The 17542-nt window shown below is 74.4% G+C and carries 15 protein-coding genes; 14 read left to right on the forward strand and 1 reads right to left on the reverse strand.

Annotated features, from left to right (window positions below; genetic code table 11):
• The first annotated feature begins 15 nt into the window (after nt 1-15).
• The 3 genes from ACLQ14_RS15900 to ACLQ14_RS15910 are packed head-to-tail and all read left to right on the forward strand — an operon-like array spanning nt 16 to nt 4279.
• Complete coding sequence (locus ACLQ14_RS15900; RefSeq protein WP_425814750.1) at nt 16-2127, forward strand: penicillin-binding transpeptidase domain-containing protein; 2112 nt, start codon at nt 16-18, stop codon at nt 2125-2127.
• 39 nt (nt 2128-2166) lie between these two features.
• On the forward strand, nt 2167-3018 hold the full coding sequence (thiD, locus tag ACLQ14_RS15905) for a bifunctional hydroxymethylpyrimidine kinase/phosphomethylpyrimidine kinase (protein ID WP_425814752.1): 852 nt from the start codon (nt 2167-2169) through the stop codon (nt 3016-3018).
• A 10-nt stretch (nt 3019-3028) separates the two neighbouring features.
• Entirely contained in the window at nt 3029-4279 is a 1251-nt protein-coding gene (locus tag ACLQ14_RS15910) for an MFS transporter (protein ID WP_425814754.1), read from the forward strand.
• Between the two features lie 7 nt (nt 4280-4286).
• Here the strand turns inward: ACLQ14_RS15910 and ACLQ14_RS15915 are convergent, their stop codons facing one another.
• Complete coding sequence (locus ACLQ14_RS15915; RefSeq protein WP_425814756.1) at nt 4287-5270, reverse strand: quinone oxidoreductase family protein; 984 nt, start codon at nt 5268-5270, stop codon at nt 4287-4289.
• 88 nt (nt 5271-5358) lie between these two features.
• On the opposite strand from ACLQ14_RS15915, the gene argC reads away from it, so the two are divergent.
• The 11 genes from argC (at nt 5359) to tyrS (ending at nt 16881) form a co-directional block, all read left to right on the forward strand.
• Entirely contained in the window at nt 5359-6438 is a 1080-nt protein-coding gene (gene argC, locus ACLQ14_RS15920; RefSeq protein ID WP_425814758.1) for an N-acetyl-gamma-glutamyl-phosphate reductase, read from the forward strand.
• Nucleotides 6435-7658 carry a bifunctional glutamate N-acetyltransferase/amino-acid acetyltransferase ArgJ gene (gene argJ, locus ACLQ14_RS15925; protein ID WP_425814760.1) on the forward strand — a complete coding sequence of 408 codons (1224 nt, stop codon included), beginning with the start codon at nt 6435-6437 and terminating at the stop codon, nt 7656-7658. Before argC ends, argJ begins: the two co-directional genes overlap by 4 nt.
• Nucleotides 7655-8614 carry an acetylglutamate kinase gene (argB, locus tag ACLQ14_RS15930; RefSeq protein ID WP_425814762.1) on the forward strand — a complete coding sequence of 320 codons (960 nt, stop codon included), beginning with the start codon at nt 7655-7657 and terminating at the stop codon, nt 8612-8614. The genes argJ and argB overlap by 4 nt, the downstream gene beginning before the upstream one ends.
• On the forward strand, nt 8611-9900 hold the full coding sequence (locus ACLQ14_RS15935; protein WP_425814764.1) for an acetylornithine transaminase: 1290 nt from the start codon (nt 8611-8613) through the stop codon (nt 9898-9900). Before argB ends, ACLQ14_RS15935 begins: the two co-directional genes overlap by 4 nt.
• A complete protein-coding gene (gene argF, locus ACLQ14_RS15940; protein ID WP_425814766.1) occupies nt 9900-10847 on the forward strand; it encodes an ornithine carbamoyltransferase in 948 nt (315 codons plus the stop codon). The genes ACLQ14_RS15935 and argF overlap by 1 nt, the downstream gene beginning before the upstream one ends.
• A 5-nt stretch (nt 10848-10852) precedes the next feature.
• Complete coding sequence (locus ACLQ14_RS15945; protein ID WP_425814790.1) at nt 10853-11389, forward strand: arginine repressor; 537 nt, start codon at nt 10853-10855, stop codon at nt 11387-11389.
• A gap of 55 nt (nt 11390-11444) precedes the next feature.
• Nucleotides 11445-12674 carry an argininosuccinate synthase gene (locus ACLQ14_RS15950; protein WP_425814768.1) on the forward strand — a complete coding sequence of 410 codons (1230 nt, stop codon included), beginning with the start codon at nt 11445-11447 and terminating at the stop codon, nt 12672-12674.
• 3 nt (nt 12675-12677) lie between these two features.
• Nucleotides 12678-14180: an argininosuccinate lyase gene (argH, locus tag ACLQ14_RS15955; RefSeq protein ID WP_425814770.1), complete on the forward strand. Its 1503-nt coding sequence runs from the start codon at nt 12678-12680 to the stop codon at nt 14178-14180.
• A gap of 25 nt (nt 14181-14205) precedes the next feature.
• Nucleotides 14206-14781 (forward strand): uridine kinase family protein, encoded by a 576-nt coding sequence (locus ACLQ14_RS15960; protein ID WP_425814772.1) that lies wholly within the window; start codon nt 14206-14208, stop codon nt 14779-14781.
• Nucleotides 14778-15449: a DNA-3-methyladenine glycosylase gene (locus ACLQ14_RS15965; protein ID WP_425814774.1), complete on the forward strand. Its 672-nt coding sequence runs from the start codon at nt 14778-14780 to the stop codon at nt 15447-15449. The genes ACLQ14_RS15960 and ACLQ14_RS15965 overlap by 4 nt, the downstream gene beginning before the upstream one ends.
• 148 nt (nt 15450-15597) lie before the next feature.
• On the forward strand, nt 15598-16881 hold the full coding sequence (gene tyrS / locus ACLQ14_RS15970) for a tyrosine--tRNA ligase (RefSeq protein ID WP_425814776.1): 1284 nt from the start codon (nt 15598-15600) through the stop codon (nt 16879-16881).
• Nucleotides 16882-17542: the final 661 nt, after the last annotated feature.

A 17542-nucleotide genomic window follows, 5' to 3' on the forward strand; every position in this document is an offset into this window, starting at 1 on the left:
CAGGGGGAGGCGACGGTGCCCGAGCCCAGCGCGCGCGCCACGGTCCGGACGGCACGAGAGCATCGCGGGCACGACCCGCGCGGACGGCGCCGTGGCGGGACGGCCGTGCTGGCCGTCACCGGCGTGGTGCTGGTCGGCGCCCTCGCGGGCTGCACCGACAAGCCCGACGACGCTCCGCTCCAGGACGCGGCGGCGCAGCTCGCGTCCTCGCTCGCGGGAGGCTCTCTCGACGGCATCGCCCTGACGGGCGCCACGCCCGCGGACGCGACGGCCGAGCGCCAGGACGTGTTCGCCGCCGTGCCGGTGCGCCCGACCGTCACCGTGAAGCAGGTGGCGCGGGTCAAGGACCACGACGACCAGGCGACCGCGACGCTCGCGTGGTCGTGGCCCGTCGCGGCGGGGCACCCGTGGGCCTACACGACGACCGCCCACCTCGCCCAGGGCGCGAAGGGCGCGACGGCGACCTCGACGGGCACGCCCGCGGCGTCGCCGTCGTCGGCCGACGACGCGTGGTCCGTGCAGTGGGACCCGACCGTCCTGCTGCCCGACCTCGCCGACAACCAGCACGTGACGTACGCCCGGGTCCGTCCGCAGCGCGCGAAGATCGTCGACGGCTCGGGCAAGGCGATCGTCCAGGATCGCGCGGTCCACGTGATCGGCGTCGACAAGACGCGCACGGACGAGGCGCACTGGGAGTCGTCGGCGCGGTCGCTCGCGAAGGCCCTCGACCTCGACGCCGACGCCTACGCCACGCAGGTCACGGCGGCGGGGCCGAAGGCGTTCGTCGAGGCGATCACGCTGCGCGCGTCGGACCCGACGGACGTCACGAAGCTGACGACGATCCCCGGCGTCGTCGCGCTCGACGACAAGGAGCCGCTGGCACCCACGCGGGACTGGGCGCGTCCGCTCCTGGGGACGGTCGGCGACGCCACCGCGGAGATCGTCAAGGACTCCGACGGCCGCGTCCACTCCGGCGACCAGACCGGGCTCTCCGGCATCCAGGAGCAGTACGACGCCCAGCTCGCGGGCGAGGCGGGGATCGCGATCCGGCTCGTCGACGACGGCGACGGGGGACTGAGCAGCGGGAGCGCCGACGACGACAGCGACGGCACGGAGCTGTTCTCCGTGAAGGCCGTCGCCGGGACGCCCGTGAAGCTCACGCTCGAGAGCGCGCTCCAGACCGACGCCGAGAACGTCCTCGCCGACCAGAAGGTCGCGAGCGCGATCGTCGCTGTCTCGACGTCGGGCCAGGTGCTCGCGGCGGCGAGCGCGACGGCGGGCAACGGGCTCTCGACGGCCACGGCCGGCAAGTTCGCGCCCGGCTCGACGATGAAGGTCGCGAGCTCGCTGGCCCTGCTGCGCGAGGGAGCGAAGGCCTCCACGACCGTGCCGTGCACGCCGTCGATCACGGTCGACGGCCGCAAGTTCACCAACGACGCCGACTACCCGTCGGCGCACCTGGGCGACATCCCGCTGAAGACGGCGTTCGCGAACTCGTGCAACACCGCCTTCATCTCGCAGGCCGGCAAGGTCGACCAGCAGGCGTTGCACGACGCCGCGGCCGACCTCGGCATCGGCGTCCCCTCCGCGCTGGGCGCGCCCGCGTTCTTCGGCTCCGTCCCGACGACGGGCGGCAGCGAGACCGACCACGCCGCCTCGATGATCGGGCAGGGCCGGGTCGAGGCGTCGCCGCTCACCATGGCGACGGTCGCGGCGAGCGTCGCCGCGGGCAAGCGCGTGTCGCCCGTGCTGGTCGAGCCGTCCAAGGCGTCGGGCGCCTCTGTGTCGTCGCCGTCGTCCTCGTCGGAGTCGTCCGCGACACCGACCGCGACCCCGGCCGCCAGCAAGCTGACGAAGGCCGAGGCGAGCACCCTGCACGGCTTCATGCGCGCGGTCGTGACCGACGGCACCGGCACCATCCTGTCCTCGCTGCCGGGCGACATCGGCGCCAAGACCGGCACCGCGCAGTTCGGGGACGACGGCAAGGCGCACGCCTGGATGATCGCGACCGACGGCGACGTCGGCGTCGCGGTCTTCGTCGACGAGGGGGAGTACGGCGCGACGACCGCCGGCCCGCTGCTCAAGGAGTTCCTGCAGGACCTCGCGAAGGACCACACGTCACGATGAGCAGGCACGCATGAAGACGGCGCGGGCGAGCACGAGCAGATGAGCACAGCCAGCAGGCCGCGCGTCCTCACGATCGCGGGCACCGACCCCACGGGCGGCGCCGGGGTCGCGGCGGACCTCAAGACGTTCGCGGCGCACGGCGCCTACGGGATGGCGGTCGTGACGGCGCTCGTCGCCCAGAACACCCGGGGCGTCCGGTCGGTGTACGACCCGCCGGTGCAGGTCCTGGTCGCGCAGCTCGACGCCGTGTCCGACGACGTCACGATCGACGCGGTGAAGATCGGGCTCGTGGGCAGCGCGGCGTACGCGCACGCGATCGGCGCCTGGCTCGACCGGGTGCGGCCGCCGCACGTCGTGCTCGACCCGGTGCTCGCGGCGTCCGCCGGTTCGGGGCGTGCCCTGCTGGGCCGCGGCGAGCGTGCGGAGGACGTGCTCGAGGCCCTCCGCGGCCTCGCGGCGCGCGCCGACGTCGTCACCCCGAACGTCGCGGAGCTCGCGGCGCTCGCGGACGTCCCGGCCCCGACGTCGGGCGCGAACGTCGTCGAGACCGCCCGGAAGCTCGCGGCGAACCTGGGGACCCGGGTGCTCGTCACGGGCGGGCACTTCGGCGGACGACGCTCGCCGGACACCCTGGTCGCGCCGTCGGGCGACCTGGTGACCGTGGACGGCGAGCGCGTCGAGACGGCCCACACCCACGGCACCGGCTGCGCGCTGTCGAGCGCGCTGGCTGCCCTGCGCCCGGTCCGCCCGTCCTGGGAGGCCGCGCTGCGCGACGCCAAGGTCTGGCTCGAGGGCGCGCTCCGGGACGGCGGCCGGCTCGCCGTCGGGCGCGGTCCCGGCCCCGTCGACCACCTGCACGGCATCCCCGCGCCGGAGCGGCGACGGTCCTGATGGCGCCCGCATGACGTCCGGCGAGCAGCGCGACGTCCTCACGGAGCCCGCGTTCGCGCGGCTGTGGGCCGCCGCGACCCTGAGCGGGATCGGCTCCGCCGTCACGACGGTCGCCGTGCCGGTGCTCCTGGTGAGCGTCCTCGACGTCACGCCCGTCCAGCTCGGGGTGGTCAACGCCGTCCAGCTCCTCCCGTACCTCCTGTTCGGGCTGCTCGTGGGCGTGGCGCTCGACCGGGTCCGGCGCAGGCCGGTGCTCGTGTGGGCGAGCGTGGGCCGCGCCGCGGTCCTCGGGGTCGTGCCGGTCGCGTGGTGGGCGGGCGCCCTGTCGCTGCCGCTGGTCGCGGCGACGCTGTTCGTGTTCGGCCTCCTGTCGCTCGTGGGGACGGCCGCGGTGCAGTCGTTCCTCCCGACGGTCGTGGCACCCGACAGGCTGCTGCCCGCCAACGCGCGCCTCGACCAGAGCGCCGCCGTCGCGCAGACGGGGGGACCCGCCGTCGGGGGCGCGGTCGTCGGCGTGCTCGGGGCTCCCGTCGCCCTGCTCGTCGACGCCGCCAGCTACGTGGTCGACGCCGTCCTGATCGGCCGGGTGCGAGTCGAGGAGGTCGTCCCGGAGCGTCCGGCGCAGCCCGAGCGAGTCCGCACCCAGATCGTGGACGGCCTGCGCTGGGCCTACCGGCACCGGATGCTCGCGCCGCTCGCGTGGTCGACGCACGTGTGGTTCTTCGGGAACGCCCTCGCGGCGACCGTCCTCCCGCTGTTCGCGCTCCGGCAGCTCGGCCTGTCGTCGCTCGGGTACGGCCTGCTGCTGGCGGCGACGGGGCTCGGCGCGCTCGCGGGCGCGTTCGGCGCGGCGCGGGCGGGACGCGCGTGGGGGCCCGGACGGACCATCGCCGTCTGCCGCTTCGGCTATCCGCTCGCGTGGGCGGTCGTCGCCCTCGCCCCGGACGGGGGCGGCGTCCCGACCTGGGCCGTGCTCGGCGTCGGCTCCGCCGTCGCGGGGGTCGTCGCGGGGCTCGAGAACGCCAACGAGATGGCGTACCGGCAGGTGGTGACGCCCGCCCGGCCCCAGGGGCGGACCAACGCGACGCTGCGCTCGGCGAACCGCTCGGCCGCCGTCCTCGGCGCACTCGCGGGTGGCGTCGTCGCGACGGCGTGGGGCTACCGGGCGTCGCTGTGGGTCGCGGTCGTCGTCTTCGGGGCGGCCGCGCTCGTGGTGATGCTCTCGCCGGCGCGCGCGGCCCGCTTCGACGACGCGGCCTGACCGCGGCTCACGGGACCAGCAGCACCTTGCCCGTCGTCCGCCTGCCCTCCAGCGCGCGGTGCGCGTCCGGGGCGTCGGCGAGCGGGTAGGTGGCGCCGACGCGCACGTCGAGCGTGCCGTCCTCGACCGCCGCGAAGAGCTCCGCGGCGCGGCCGAGCAGCTCGTCGCGCGTCACGACGTAGTCGGAGAGCGTCGGGCGGGTGAGGAACAGCGAGCCCGCCCGGTTGAGGCGCTGGATGTCGAACGGCGGCACCTGGCCGGACGCCCCGCCGAAGAGCACGAGCGTGCCGCGCCGGCGCAGCGACGCCAGGGACGCGTCGAACGTGTCCTTCCCGACGCCGTCGTACACGACGTGCACGCCCTCGCCGCCCGTGAGGTCCCGGACGACGCGCGGCAGGTCGGCCGCGACGTCGTCGAGCTCGCGGTAGCGCACGACGTCGGCCGCGCCCGCCCCGCGCGACAGCTCCTCCTTCTCGGCGCTCCCGACGGTCGTGATCACGCGCCCGCCCCGCGCCACGGCGAGCTGCGTCGCGAGCAGCCCGACGCCGCCCGCCCCCGCGTGCAGCAGGACGTCGTCGCCGTCGCGCACGGGGTAGGTCGAGGTGACGAGGTAGTGCGCGGTGAGGCCCTGGAGCATGAGGGCCGCGGCGGTCTCGAGCGGGACCCCGTCCGGGACGGGCACGGCCCGGTCGGCGGGGACGACGACCCGCTCGGCGTACGACCCGGGCGCGGACTCCCAGGCCACGCGGTCGCCGACCGCCACCCCGGCCACGCCGTCGCCCACCCCGACGACGACGCCTGCGCCCTCGGAGCCGGGGACGTGCGGGTACGACGCGGGGTAGACGCCGGCCCGCAGGTAGGTGTCGATGAAGTTGACGCCCGCGGCGGCGAGCTCGACGACGAGCTGACCGGGCCCGGGCGAGGGGTCGGGACGGTCGGCGACGGCGAGGACCTCGGGCCCTCCGGCTTCCTGGCAGACGACGGCTCGCATGGGCCCCACGCTACGACGAGCCTCGCGTTCGGGGAGCGCTGTCCGCGCGGACTTCCCCCGGGTCGCATAGATATGTAAGATCGTGCATATGACGATCAGAGTGGCGGTCGCCGGCGCGAGCGGCTACGCGGGCGGAGAGACCCTGCGCCTCCTCGCCGACCACCCCGAGGTCCAGGTCGGCGCGCTCACCGCGCACTCCAACGCGGGCACGCTGCTGGGGGAGCACCACCCGCACCTGCGCTCGCTCGCGGCGCGCGAGCTGGTCCCGACCACGCCGGAGAACCTGTCCGGCCACGACGTCGTCGTGCTCGCGCTGCCGCACGGCGCGAGCGGCGAGATCGCGGCGCGGCTGCCGGACGACGTCCTGGTCCTCGACCTCGGCGCCGACCACCGGCTCGCCTCCGCGGACGACTGGCGCACCTACTACCGCTCGGAGCACGCGGGCACCTGGCCGTACGGCCTGCCCGAGCTTCTGCTCGCGGGCGGCGCGCCGGGCGACGACACGCCGCTGACCAAGCAGCGCGAGAACCTCGCCGGCGCCCGCCGGATCGCCGTGCCGGGCTGCAACGTCACCGCGGTCACGCTCGGCCTGCAGCCCGGAGTCGCGTCCGGCCTGCTCGACCCGACCGACCTCGTGGCCGTGCTGGCCGTCGGCTACTCGGGCGCGGGCAAGTCGCTCAAGCCGCACCTGCTCGCCGCGGAGGGCCTCGGCTCGGCCCAGCCCTACGCCGTCGGGGGCAGCCACCGCCACATCCCCGAGATCGCGCAGAACCTCCGGGCCGCCGGCGCGCCCGACGTCTCCATCAGCTTCACGCCCGTGCTCGTGCCGATGTCGCGGGGCATCCTTGCGACGGCCACAGCCCGCCTCGCGCCGGGCCGCGAGGGCACGACCGCGGCGCAGCTCCGCGAGGCCTGGGCCGAGGCGTACGCGGGGGAGCCCTTCGTCGAGCTGCTGCCCGAGGGCCAGTGGCCGACGACGGCCGCGACCCTCGGCGCCAACACCGCCCTGCTGCAGGTCGCGCTCGACGAGCGCGCCGGCCGCGTCGTGACGGTGACCGCGATCGACAACCTCGTCAAGGGCACCGCGGGCGCCGCGGTGCAGTCCATGAACATCGCCCTGGGGCTCCCGCAGACCCTCGGCCTGACCGTGCAGGGAGTCGCCCCGTGACCGTCACCGCCGCCGACGTCATCGCCTACCCGGACTCGCCGGGCACCACCGCCGCCGCGGGCTTCCGCGCCGCGGGCGTGACCGCGGGTCTCAAGGCCTCGGGCAACCGCGACCTCGCGCTCGTCGTCAACGACGGCCCGCTCCAGGTGGGCGTCGCCGTCTTCACGACCAACCGCGTCGTCGGGGCGCCCGTGGTCTGGTCGCGGCAGGCCGTGAGCGACGGCGTCGTGCACGCGGTCGTCCTCAACTCGGGCGGCGCGAACGTGTGCACCGGTCCCGAGGGCTTCCAGGACGTGCACGCGACCGCCGAGAAGGTCGCCGACGTGCTGGGGGCCTCCGCGGCGGACGTGCTCGTGGCCTCGACGGGCCTGATCGGCGAGCGCCTGCCGCTCGGGAAGCTCCTCGCGGGCGTCGACGCGGCGGGAGCGGCGCTCGCGCCCGGCGCCCCGGCCGGCGAGGCCGCGGCCGACGCCATCCGCACCACCGACACGGTCGCGAAGACGGCGCACGTCGTCGTCGAGACGCCCGCCGGGTCGTTCACGGTCGGCGGCATGGCCAAGGGCGCGGGCATGCTCGCCCCGGCGCTCGCCACGATGCTGTGCGTCGTGACGACGGACGCGGCGGTCGACGCCCAGGTCGCCGACGCGGCCCTGCGGGCGGGCACCCGCGCGTCGTTCGACCGGGTCGACTCCGACGGCTGCATGTCTACCTCGGACACGGTCGCGCTGCTCGTGTCCGGCGCGAGCGGCGTCACGCCCGACGACGCCGCCTTCGCCGCCGCGGTCCAGGCCGTCTGCGCGTCGCTCGCCCGCCAGCTGGTGGCGGACGCCGAGGGGGCGACGCACGACATCGCGGTCACGGTGACCGGCGCGGAGACCGAGGACGCGGCGCTCGCCGTCGCCCGGGCGGTCACCCGCTCCAACCTGTTCAAGACGGCGGTCTTCGGCAACGACCCCAACTGGGGCCGCATCCTCGCCCAGGTCGGCACGGTGCCCGTCGAGGTCGCCGCGTTCGACCCCGACGAGCTCGACGTGAGCGTCAACGGCGTCCAGGTGTGCCGGGCGGGCGGCGCGTACCGCCCCCGCGACGAGGTCGACATGGCCGCGCAGCGCGAGGTGCGGGTCGACGTCGACCTCCACGCCGGCGACGCGAGCGTCACCGTCTGGACCAACGACCTCACCCACGACTACGTCCACGAGAACAGCGCGTACTCCACATGAGCGAGCAGACCCCCGCCGCCTGGCCGGCGGCCGACCCCGACTTCGACACCCGCACGGGCCTCAGCCCCGACCAGAAGGCCGAGGTGCTGGTCGAGGCGCTCCCGTGGCTCGAGCGCTTCCGCGGCGCGCTCGTCGTCGTGAAGTACGGCGGCAACGCCATGGTCGACGACGAGCTGAAGCGCGCCTTCGCGCAGGACATGGTGTTCCTGCGGAGCGTCGGCCTGCGCCCCGTCGTCGTGCACGGCGGCGGCCCCCAGATCTCCGCCATGCTCGACCGGCTGGGCATCGAGTCGGAGTTCCGCGGCGGCCTGCGGGTCACCACGCCGGAGGCGATGGACGTCGTCCGGATGGTCCTGACCGGGCAGGTCTCGCGCGAGCTCGTCGGGCTGATCAACGCGCACGGGCCGTTCGCGGTCGGGCTGTCCGGCGAGGACGGGCGGCTCTTCGAGGCGGAGCGCCGCACCGCGACGGTCGACGGCGAGCAGGTGGACGTCGGCCAGGTGGGCGACGTGGTCGCCGTCCACCCGCGCGCCGTCCAGGACCTGCTCGACGCCGGCCGGATCCCCGTCGTCTCGACGGTCGCCCCCGACGTCGACGACCCGACCCAGGTGCTCAACGTCAACGCCGACACGGCGGCGTCGGCGCTCGCGGTCGCGCTCGGCGCGCGCAAGCTCATCGTCCTCACCGACGTCGAGGGCCTGTACACGCGCTGGCCGGACCAGGACTCGCTGGTCTCGCAGATCAGCGCGGACGAGGTGGAGGCGCTCCTGCCGTCACTCGCGTCCGGCATGATCCCGAAGATGGAGGCGTGCGTGCGCGCCGTGCGCGGCGGCGTCCACGCGGCGACCGTGATCGACGGCCGCGTCCCGCACTCGGTGCTGCTCGAGATCTTCACCCCCGAGGGCAACGGCACCATGGTCGTGCCCACGACGACGAAGGACGGGAACCCCGCATGAGCGAGCTGCTCGCCGCGTCGACCGGCGACCTCACGCACCCCGAGCCCGGGTCGGTCGCCGAGTGGACGGACCGCTACTCCCACGCGGTCATGGACACGTTCGGGCCGCCGCAGCGCGTCCTCGTGCGCGGCGAGGGCGCCTACGTGTGGGACGCCGACGGCAACCGCTACCTCGACCTGCTCGGCGGGATCGCCGTCAACTGCCTGGGGCACGCGCACCCGACGCTCACGGCCGCGATCAGCGCCCAGCTCGGAACGCTCGGGCACGTGTCGAACTTCTTCGGCTCACCCACCCAGATCGCGCTCGCGGAGCGGCTGCTCGGCCTGGCCGGCGCGCCGGACGGGTCGCGCGTCTTCTTCACGAACTCCGGCACGGAGGCCAACGAGGCCGCGTTCAAGATGGCGCGCCGCAACAACCCCGAGGGCACCAGGACCCGGATCCTCGCGCTCGAGGGCTCGTTCCACGGCCGGACGATGGGCGCGCTCGCGCTCACGTCCAAGGCCGCGTACCGGGAGCCGTTCGAGCCGCTGCCGGGCGGCGTCGAGTTCCTGCCGTTCGGGGACACCGGCGCGCTCGAGGCGGCCTTCTCGCCCGAGACGGTGCGCGAGCGGGGTGAGGTCGCGGCGTTCGTCCTCGAGCCGATCCAGGGCGAGGTCGGCGTGCGCCCCCAGCCGGCCGGCTACCTGGCGCTCGCTCGCGAGCTGACCGCCGACCACGGCGCGCTGCTGATCCTCGACGAGGTCCAGACGGGGTCCGGCCGGACCGGCGCGTGGTTCGCGTACCAGCTCCCGGAGCTCGCGCCCCAGGGCTTCCTGCCCGACGTCGTCACGCTCGCGAAGGGCCTCGGCGGCGGGTTCCCGGTGGGCGCGGTCCTGGCGTACGGCGACCGCGCCGCTCACCTGCTCGGGCGGGGCCAGCACGGCACGACGTTCGGCGGGAATCCTGTGGCTGCCGCGGCGGCCCTGGCCACGATCGGCGTGATCGAGCGCGACGACCTCCTCGCGAACGTGCGCGACGTCGGCGGCTACCTCGCCGACCGCGTCGAGGCGCTCGGCCACCCGCTCGTCGTCGGGGTCCGCGGCGCGGGCCTCCTGCGCGGCATCGCGCTCGCCGCCCCCGTGTCCGCGGACGTGGCCCAGCGGGCTCTCGCCGCCGGGATCATCGTCAACCCCGTCGCCCCCGACGCGATCCGCGTCGCACCCCCGTACCTGCTCACGCGCGACCAGGTGGACGACCTCGTCGGCTTTCTCGCGCAGCTCCCGCACGACCTCGGACAGGAGTCCTGATGTCCTCGACCCACGCCCCGCGCCACTTCCTGCGCGACGACGACCTCTCGCCCGCCGAGCAGCGCGAGGTCCTCGAGCTGGGGCTCGCGTTCCACGACGACCGGTTCGTCCGCACGCCGCTCGCGGGTCCCCGCGGCGTCGCCGTCATCTTCGACAAGCCGTCGACCCGCACGCGCGCGTCGTTCTCGGTGGGCGTCGCCGAGCTCGGCGGCTACCCGCTCGTCATCGACTCCCAGACCAGCCAGCTGGGCCGCGGCGAGCCCGTCGCCGACACCGCTCGCGTGCTGGGTCGGATGTGCTCGGCGATCGTCTGGCGGACGTTCGGCCAGGAGCTCGTCGAGGAGATGGCGGCGTTCTCGTCGGTGCCCGTCGTGAACGCGCTCACCGACGCGTTCCACCCGTGCCAGATCCTCGCGGACCTCATGACCGTCGCGCAGCACCGCGGCGGGGTCGGGTCCCTGCCCGGCACGACGCTCACCTACCTCGGCGACGCCGCGAACAACATGGCCAACTCCTACCTGCTGGGCGGCGTGACCGCCGGGATGCACGTGCGCGTCGCCGGACCGGAGGGGTACCTGCCGGATCCGGCGGTCGTCGCCGACGCCGAGCGGATCGCCGCGCAGACCGGCGGGTCCGTGCTCGTCACGACCGACCCGGACGTGGCGCTGGCCGGCGCCGACGTCCTGGCGACGGACACCTGGGTCTCCATGGGCCAGGAGGACGAGAAGGGCGAACGCGAGGCGCCGTTCGTCCCCTACGCGATCGACGCCGCGGCGCTCGCGAAGGCCGCCGACGACGCGATCGTCCTGCACTGCCTGCCCGCCTACCGCGGCAAGGAGATCTCGGCCGACGTCATCGACGGGCCGCAGTCCGTCGTCTGGGACGAGGCCGAGAACCGCCTGCACGCGCAGAAGGCGCTGCTGACCTGGCTGCTGGAGCGGTCGTGACGGACCTGGGTGCCGAGACCGCCACACCCGGGCTCGGGGCGTCGACCACGCCCGCCACGAAGGCGGCCCGCCACGCGCGCATCGTCCAGGCGATCGCGCGCGGAGAGATCCACTCCCAGGCGGAGCTCGCTCGTGCGCTCGCGGCCGACGGCCTGAGCGTCACGCAGGGCACGCTCTCGCGCGACCTCATCGAGCTCCGGGCCGAGAAGGTCCGCACGACGTCGGGGGCGCTCGTCTACGCTGTGCCCGGCGAGGGCGGCGACCGGTCGGTGCAGGCCGCGACCGACGCCGGCTATCTCTCCGCTCGCCTCGCGCGGCTGTGCGCGGAGATGCTGGTGTCGGCGGAGTCGTCGGGCAACCTCGTCGTCCTGCGCACGCCGCCCGGCGCCGCGAACTACCTCGCCTCGGCGATCGACCACTCGGTGCTGCCCGACGTGCTCGGCTGCATCGCCGGGGACGACACGATCCTCGTCGTCGCCCGCGGCGGCGAGGACGGCGGCGAGCGGGTCGCCCAGCGGTTCCTCGCGCTCGCGGGCGACTGACCGCTGAACCCCACTGCTTGAACCATCACCACGGACCAGAAAGAGATGAACCGCCATGACTGATCGCGTCGTGCTCGCCTACTCGGGCGGCCTGGACACCTCCGTCGCCATCGGCTGGATCGGCGAGGCCACGGGGGCCGAGGTCATCGCCGTCGCGGTCGACGTCGGCCAGGGCGGCGAGGACCTCTCCGTCATCCGCCAGCGCGCGCTGGACTGCGGGGCCGTCGAGGCCTACGTCGCGGACGCTCGCGACGAGTTCGCCGCCGAGTACTGCATGCCCGCGCTGCGCGCGAACGGCATGTACGAGGGCCGCTACCCGCTGGTCTCCGCGCTCTCGCGCCCGGTCATCGTCAAGCACCTCGTGCGCGCGGCCCGCCAGTTCGGCGCCGACACCGTCGCGCACGGCTGCACCGGCAAGGGCAACGACCAGGTCCGCTTCGAGGTCGCGACGACGTCGCTCGCCCCCGAGCTCAAGTCGATCGCCCCGGTCCGTGACCTGGCGCTGACGCGCGAGAAGGCCATCGACTACGCAGAGAAGCACGACCTGCCGATCGCGACGACCAAGCACAACCCGTTCTCGATCGACCAGAACGTGTGGGGCCGCGCCGTCGAGACGGGCTTCCTCGAGGACATCTGGAACGAGCCCACCAAGGACGTCTACTCCTACACGGACGACCCGACGTTCCCGCCGGTCGCCGACGAGGTCGTCATCACCTTCGACCAGGGCCTCCCGGTCGCGATCGACGGCACGGCCGTCACGCCGCTCCAGGCGATCCAGGAGATGAACCGCCGCGCCGGCGCCCAGGGCGTCGGCCGGATCGACATCGTCGAGGACCGCCTCGTCGGCATCAAGTCGCGCGAGATCTACGAGGCGCCGGGCGCGATCGCGCTCATCGTCGCGCACCAGGAGCTCGAGAACGTCACGCTCGAGCGCGAGCAGGCCCGCTACAAGCGCACCGTCGAGCAGCGCTGGTCGGAGCTCGTGTACGACGCGATGTGGTTCAGCCCGCTCAAGCGCTCGCTCGACGCGTTCATCGACGACACCCAGAAGTACGTCTCCGGCGACATCCGCATGGTGCTGCACGGCGGCCGCGCGACCGTCACGGGCCGCCGCAGCGAGGCGTCCCTCTACGACTTCAACCTCGCCACCTACGACGAGGGCGACGCGTTCGACCAGTCGCAGGCCCGCGGCTTCATCGAGATCTACGGCCTGCAGGCCAAGCTCGCTGCCGCGCGCGACGTGAAGTTCGGCAACGGCGTGGACTTCGGCACCGGGGCGCTGTGAGCCATGGCTGACGAGACTCCCCAGGCCGCGGACGCCGCGACGCCGGGCTCCGACGTCGCGCCCGCCGCGGGTGGCACCGGGGCCACGGTGGCCGGGCGCGAGGAGCGCGTGAGCCTGTGGGGCGGCCGGTTCGCCGGCGGCCCGTCGCGCGAGCTCCAGGCGCTCAGCCAGTCGACGCACTTCGACTGGCGCCTCGCCCCGTACGACATCGCCGGCTCGCGGGCCCACGCCCGCGTGCTCGCGCAGGCCGGGCTGCTGACGGGTGACGAGCTCGCGGGCATGCTCGACGCCCTCGACCGGCTCGAGGCTGACGTCGCGGCAGGGGAGTTCCTCCCGGTGCTCGCGGACGAGGACGTGCACACCGCCCTCGAGCGTGGCCTGATCGAGCGGGCCGGCCCGGAGCTGGGCGGCAAGCTGCGCGCGGGCCGCTCGCGCAACGACCAGATCGCGACGCTCGTCCGGCTGTTCCTGCGCGAGCAGGCGCGCACGCTGGCGAACCTCGTGCTCGACGTCGTGGACGCGCTCGTCGAGCAGGCGGCGGCGCACCCCGGCGCGCCGATGCCGGGCCGCACGCACCTCCAGCACGCGCAGCCGGTGCTGCTCGCGCACCACCTGCTCGCCCACGCGTGGCCCCTGCTGCGCGACGTGGACCGCTGGATCGACTGGGACGTCCGCGCCGCGCGCTCGCCGTACGGCTCGGGGGCGCTCGCGGGCTCGTCTCTCGGCCTGGACCCCGCCGCCGTGGCGACGGACCTGGGCTTCGACGGTCCGGTCGAGAACTCGATCGACGGCACCGCATCGCGCGACGTGGTGGCGGAGTTCGCGTTCGTCGCGGCCATGGCGGGCATCGACCTGTCGCGGTTCTCGGAGGAGATCATCCTCTGGAACACCAAGGAGTTCGGCTTCGTCCGCCTGGACGACGCCTACTCGACCGGGTCGAGCATCATGCCGCAGAAGAAGAACCCGGACGTCGCCGAGCTCGCGCGCGGCAAGGCGGGACGCGTGATCGGCGACCTGACGGGCCTCCTGGCGACCCTCAAGGGCCTTCCGCTCGCGTACAACCGCGACCTGCAGGAGGACAAGGAGCCCGTCTTCGACCAGGTCGACACGCTCGCCGTCCTCCTGCCGGCGTTCGCGGGCATGGTCCGCACGCTCACGTTCGACACGGACCGCATGGCGGCGCTCGCGCCCCAGGGCTTCTCGCTCGCGACTGACATCGCCGAGTGGCTCGTGCGGCAGGGCGTGCCGTTCCGCGTGGCCCACGAGGTCGCGGGCGCGTGCGTGAAGTTCTGCGAGGACCGCGGCATCGAGCTGTGGGACCTCACGGACGCCGAGCTGGCGGAGATCTCCGAGCACCTCACGCCCGACGTGCGCACCGTGCTGAGCGTCGAGGGCTCGCTCGCCTCGCGCGACGCCGTCGGCGGCACCGCCCCGGCGCGGGTCGCGGAGCAGCTCGACGCCGCCCGTGCCCGCTCGGCGGAGTACCGCGTGTGGGCGCAGGACTGAGCGCACCGACGCCGGGGGCGCGCGCATGAGCGTGTCCCCGGCCGTCCTCGCCGGTCTCCTCGCCCGGACCCGCGACGGCGAGCCGCGCCTCGGGCCGCCCGGCGACCGGGCGCGTCTCGTGGTGGTCGACGGGCCGGCCGGCTCGGGCAAGACGACGCTCGCCGCGCAGCTCGGTGGGGCCCTGCCCGGGCAGGTCGTGCACATGGACGACCTCTACGAGGGCTGGTCGGGCCTGCGTGCCGGGACCTCTCGGCTCGTCGAACAGGTGCTGGCGCCCTGGGCGGACGGCCGCGACGGCCGGTATGCGCGCTACGACTGGGAGGCGGGCGCCTTCGCCGAGGAGCACGACGTCCCGCGCGCGCCCTTCCTCGTGGTGGAGGGCTGCGGGGCCGGCGCCCGCCGGCTCGCGGACCTCACGTCCCTGCTGGTCTGGGTCGAGGCGTCCGACGACGTCCGCCTGGCCCGCGGCCTCGCCCGCGACGGCGAGGACGCGCGCGCGCACTGGCTCGCCTGGATGCGCGAGGAGCGCCAGGTCTACGCGGACGAGGGCACGGCCGAGCGCGCGGACGTCCGCCTCGACGGCTGGGGGGCGGTCGCGTGACGCGCCTCGACCCGGCCACCGTCCCGCCCCGCACGTGGTTCGCCCGCGACGTCCACGCCGTCGCGCGCGACCTGCTGGGCGCCTTCGTCACGCGCCGGACCCCGCTGGGCGACGTGACGCTGCGCATCACGGAGGTCGAGGCGTACGACGGCGAGCGCGACCCGGGTTCCCACGCCTTCCGCGGCCCGTCGCAGCGCAACCGGGCCATGTACGGCGAGGCGGGGCGGCTGTACGTCTACCGACACCTCGGCCTCCACCACTGCGTGAACGTCGTCTGCGCGCCCGAGGGCCGCGCGTCGGCCGTGCTGCTGCGCGCGGGTGAGGTCACCGACGGCGTCGACCTGGCGCGGTCCCGCAGGCTCGCCAAGGGCCGCTGCGACACGGACCGGCAGATCGCACGCGGCCCGGCGCGGCTCGCGGTCGCGCTCGACCTCGACCTCGACGAGTACGGCGCCGACCTCGTCGACCCGGCGGGTGCGGTCGTCGTCCACCTCGCCGCCCCACCCGGGACCGACGGGCCGCCCGCCGGGCGGGGCGAGGTCCGGACCGGTCCTCGCGTCGGGGTCTCGGGCGACGGTGGCGACGCCGGGCAGTTCCCGTGGCGCTACTGGCTGGCGGACGAGCCCACGGTCTCGGAGTACCGCGCGGTCCGTGCACGGACGCCGTGACCAGGCACGCGGCGGACGCCGTCGCGTCGACCCGTCGCCGGAATCCCCGCGCCCGACCGCCGGGCGACACGGCACACTAGGAGCGCGGTCCGCGACGGGCCGCCGAGCACGCGCCCCGATCCTCGGGGCGCCGGACGAAGGAGTGGTTGTGAGCGACGTTCTCGACGAGCTGCAATGGCGGGGCCTGGTGGCGCAGTCCACCGACGAGGCCGCGCTGCGCGACGCGCTGGGAGCGGGTCCGGTCACCTACTACTGCGGCTTCGACCCGACGGCGCCGAGCCTGCACCACGGCCATCTCGTCCAGCTGATCCTCCTGCGTCACCTCCAGCTCGCGGGGCACCGGGCGCTCGCGCTCGTCGGCGGCGCGACCGGACTGATCGGTGATCCTCGTCCCAGCAGCGAGCGCACGCTCAACACCAAGGAGGTCGTGGCGGAGTGGACGGACCGCCTGCGGTCCCAGATCTCGCGCTTCCTGGACTTCGAGGGCGACAACCCGGCCAAGCTCGTCAACAACCTCGACTGGACGGGCGAGCTCACGGCCATCGACTTCCTGCGCGACGTCGGCAAGCACTACCGGCTCGGGACGATGCTCGCCAAGGACATCGTCGCCCGGCGGCTCGACAGCGAGCAGGGCATCAGCTTCACCGAGTTCAGCTACCAGATTCTGCAGGGCATGGACTACCTCGAGCTCTTCCGGCGCGAGGGCTGCACGCTCCAGACCGGCGGCAACGACCAGTGGGGCAACCTGCTGTCGGGCGTCGAGCTGATCCGGAAGGCTGAGCAAGCCTCGGTGCACGTCCTCACGACGCCGCTGATCACCAAGGCGGACGGGACCAAGTTCGGCAAGACGGAGGGCGGCGCCGTCTGGCTCGCGCCCGACATGATGACGCCGTACGCCTTCTACCAGTTCTGGGTCAACTCCGACGACGCCGATGTGGTCCGGTTCCTGAAGATCTTCACCTTCCGCTCGCGCGAGGAGATCGCAGCGCTCGAGCGTTCCGTGCAGGAGCGTCCGGCCGCGCGCGAGGCGCAGCGCACCCTCGCCTCGGACGTCACGACCCTCGTCCACGGCGAGGAGGCGACGAAGGCCGTCATCGCCGCCAGCCAGGCGCTGTTCGGGCGTGGCGACCTCGCCGAGCTCGACGAGGCGACGCTCGCGTCCGCCGTCGCGGAGCTCCCGCGCGTCGACGTGGCACCGGGCACTCCGGTGGTCGACGCGCTCGCGGGAGCGGGCCTGGTCGCGGGTCGGTCGGCGGCACGGCGGGCGATCGCCGAGGGCGGCGCGTACGTGAACAACGCGAAGGTCGTGACCGAGGACGCGGTGCTCGAACCGGCCGACCTGCTGCACGGGCGGTACGCGCTGCTGCGACGTGGGAAGCGCACGCTCGCGCTCGCCGTGGTGGAGCAGGCGGCGGCGGGCGCCGAGGTCTAGCCGGCGCGTCGCGGGGATGCCGAGGAGGGTCGGGAGCACCACGCTCCCGATCCTCTTCGCGTTCCGCCTGCTCGTGGTGTCGGGTCAGGTGCCGCGCGGCGGTGCGCCGGGGGAGCCGCGGCGGTGCGCCGGGCGAGCGAGGAGCGCACCGCTCGGTTCAGGCACACTGCCGACGATCCGCGGCCCGCGCTCGGGCACTTCCGGGGCAGCGTCGTCCAGCGCTCCCGGGGTCGCTGGACGACGCTCCGACCAGCGTTGATACCGCCCGGGAGCGGGACAGGAACTGCGCCCGGACGGTCGGCATCAGGGCCGCCGCAGCGGGATTTGACCTCGACGCAGGGGCCCCGTACTGTTCTCGATGTCGCCCGGCAGGGAGGAACGGACAAGCTGGCTCAGGTCAGTGAGGCTGGTCCCCGCGGGTGGCGCCCCGAGATCTGTTTCCTTGGCTCGTCTGAGTCGGGTAGGGTCCGGTTCTGGTTCTGATCCTGGTTGTGGCCCGGGTCGCCGTCTTGTGCGGTGGCTGGTCGGGTTTGCTGCTGGGGTGGGGGTCGGGTAAGATGGAGAAGTTGCCCCGGTGATGGCCCGGAAGGGTTTGATCGGGTGAGCGTCCGTTTCTTGAGAACTCAACAGTGTGCTTGATAGTCAATGCCAATTTTTAACC

The organism is Luteimicrobium sp. DT211, assembly GCF_049844995.1.
Taxonomy (GTDB): Bacteria; Actinomycetota; Actinomycetes; order Actinomycetales; family Cellulomonadaceae; genus Luteimicrobium.

What these genes read in the sequence shown, in the direction of transcription:
- ACLQ14_RS15935 (WP_425814764.1), top strand. Translation starts at nt 8,611, where the DNA reads ATGAGCGAGCTGCTCGCCGCGTCGACCGGCGACCTCACGCACCCCGAG.
- argB (WP_425814762.1), top strand. Translation starts at nt 7,655, where the DNA reads ATGAGCGAGCAGACCCCCGCCGCCTGGCCGGCGGCCGACCCCGACTTC.
- ACLQ14_RS15950 (WP_425814768.1), top strand. Translation starts at nt 11,445, where the DNA reads ATGACTGATCGCGTCGTGCTCGCCTACTCGGGCGGCCTGGACACCTCC.
- ACLQ14_RS15910 (WP_425814754.1), top strand. Translation starts at nt 3,029, where the DNA reads ATGACGTCCGGCGAGCAGCGCGACGTCCTCACGGAGCCCGCGTTCGCG.
- ACLQ14_RS15960 (WP_425814772.1), top strand. Translation starts at nt 14,206, where the DNA reads ATGAGCGTGTCCCCGGCCGTCCTCGCCGGTCTCCTCGCCCGGACCCGC.
- ACLQ14_RS15915 (WP_425814756.1), bottom strand. Translation starts at nt 5,270, where the DNA reads ATGCGAGCCGTCGTCTGCCAGGAAGCCGGAGGGCCCGAGGTCCTCGCC.
- argF (WP_425814766.1), top strand. Translation starts at nt 9,900, where the DNA reads ATGTCCTCGACCCACGCCCCGCGCCACTTCCTGCGCGACGACGACCTC.
- thiD (WP_425814752.1), top strand. Translation starts at nt 2,167, where the DNA reads ATGAGCACAGCCAGCAGGCCGCGCGTCCTCACGATCGCGGGCACCGAC.
- argH (WP_425814770.1), top strand. Translation starts at nt 12,678, where the DNA reads ATGGCTGACGAGACTCCCCAGGCCGCGGACGCCGCGACGCCGGGCTCC.
- argC (WP_425814758.1), top strand. Translation starts at nt 5,359, where the DNA reads ATGACGATCAGAGTGGCGGTCGCCGGCGCGAGCGGCTACGCGGGCGGA.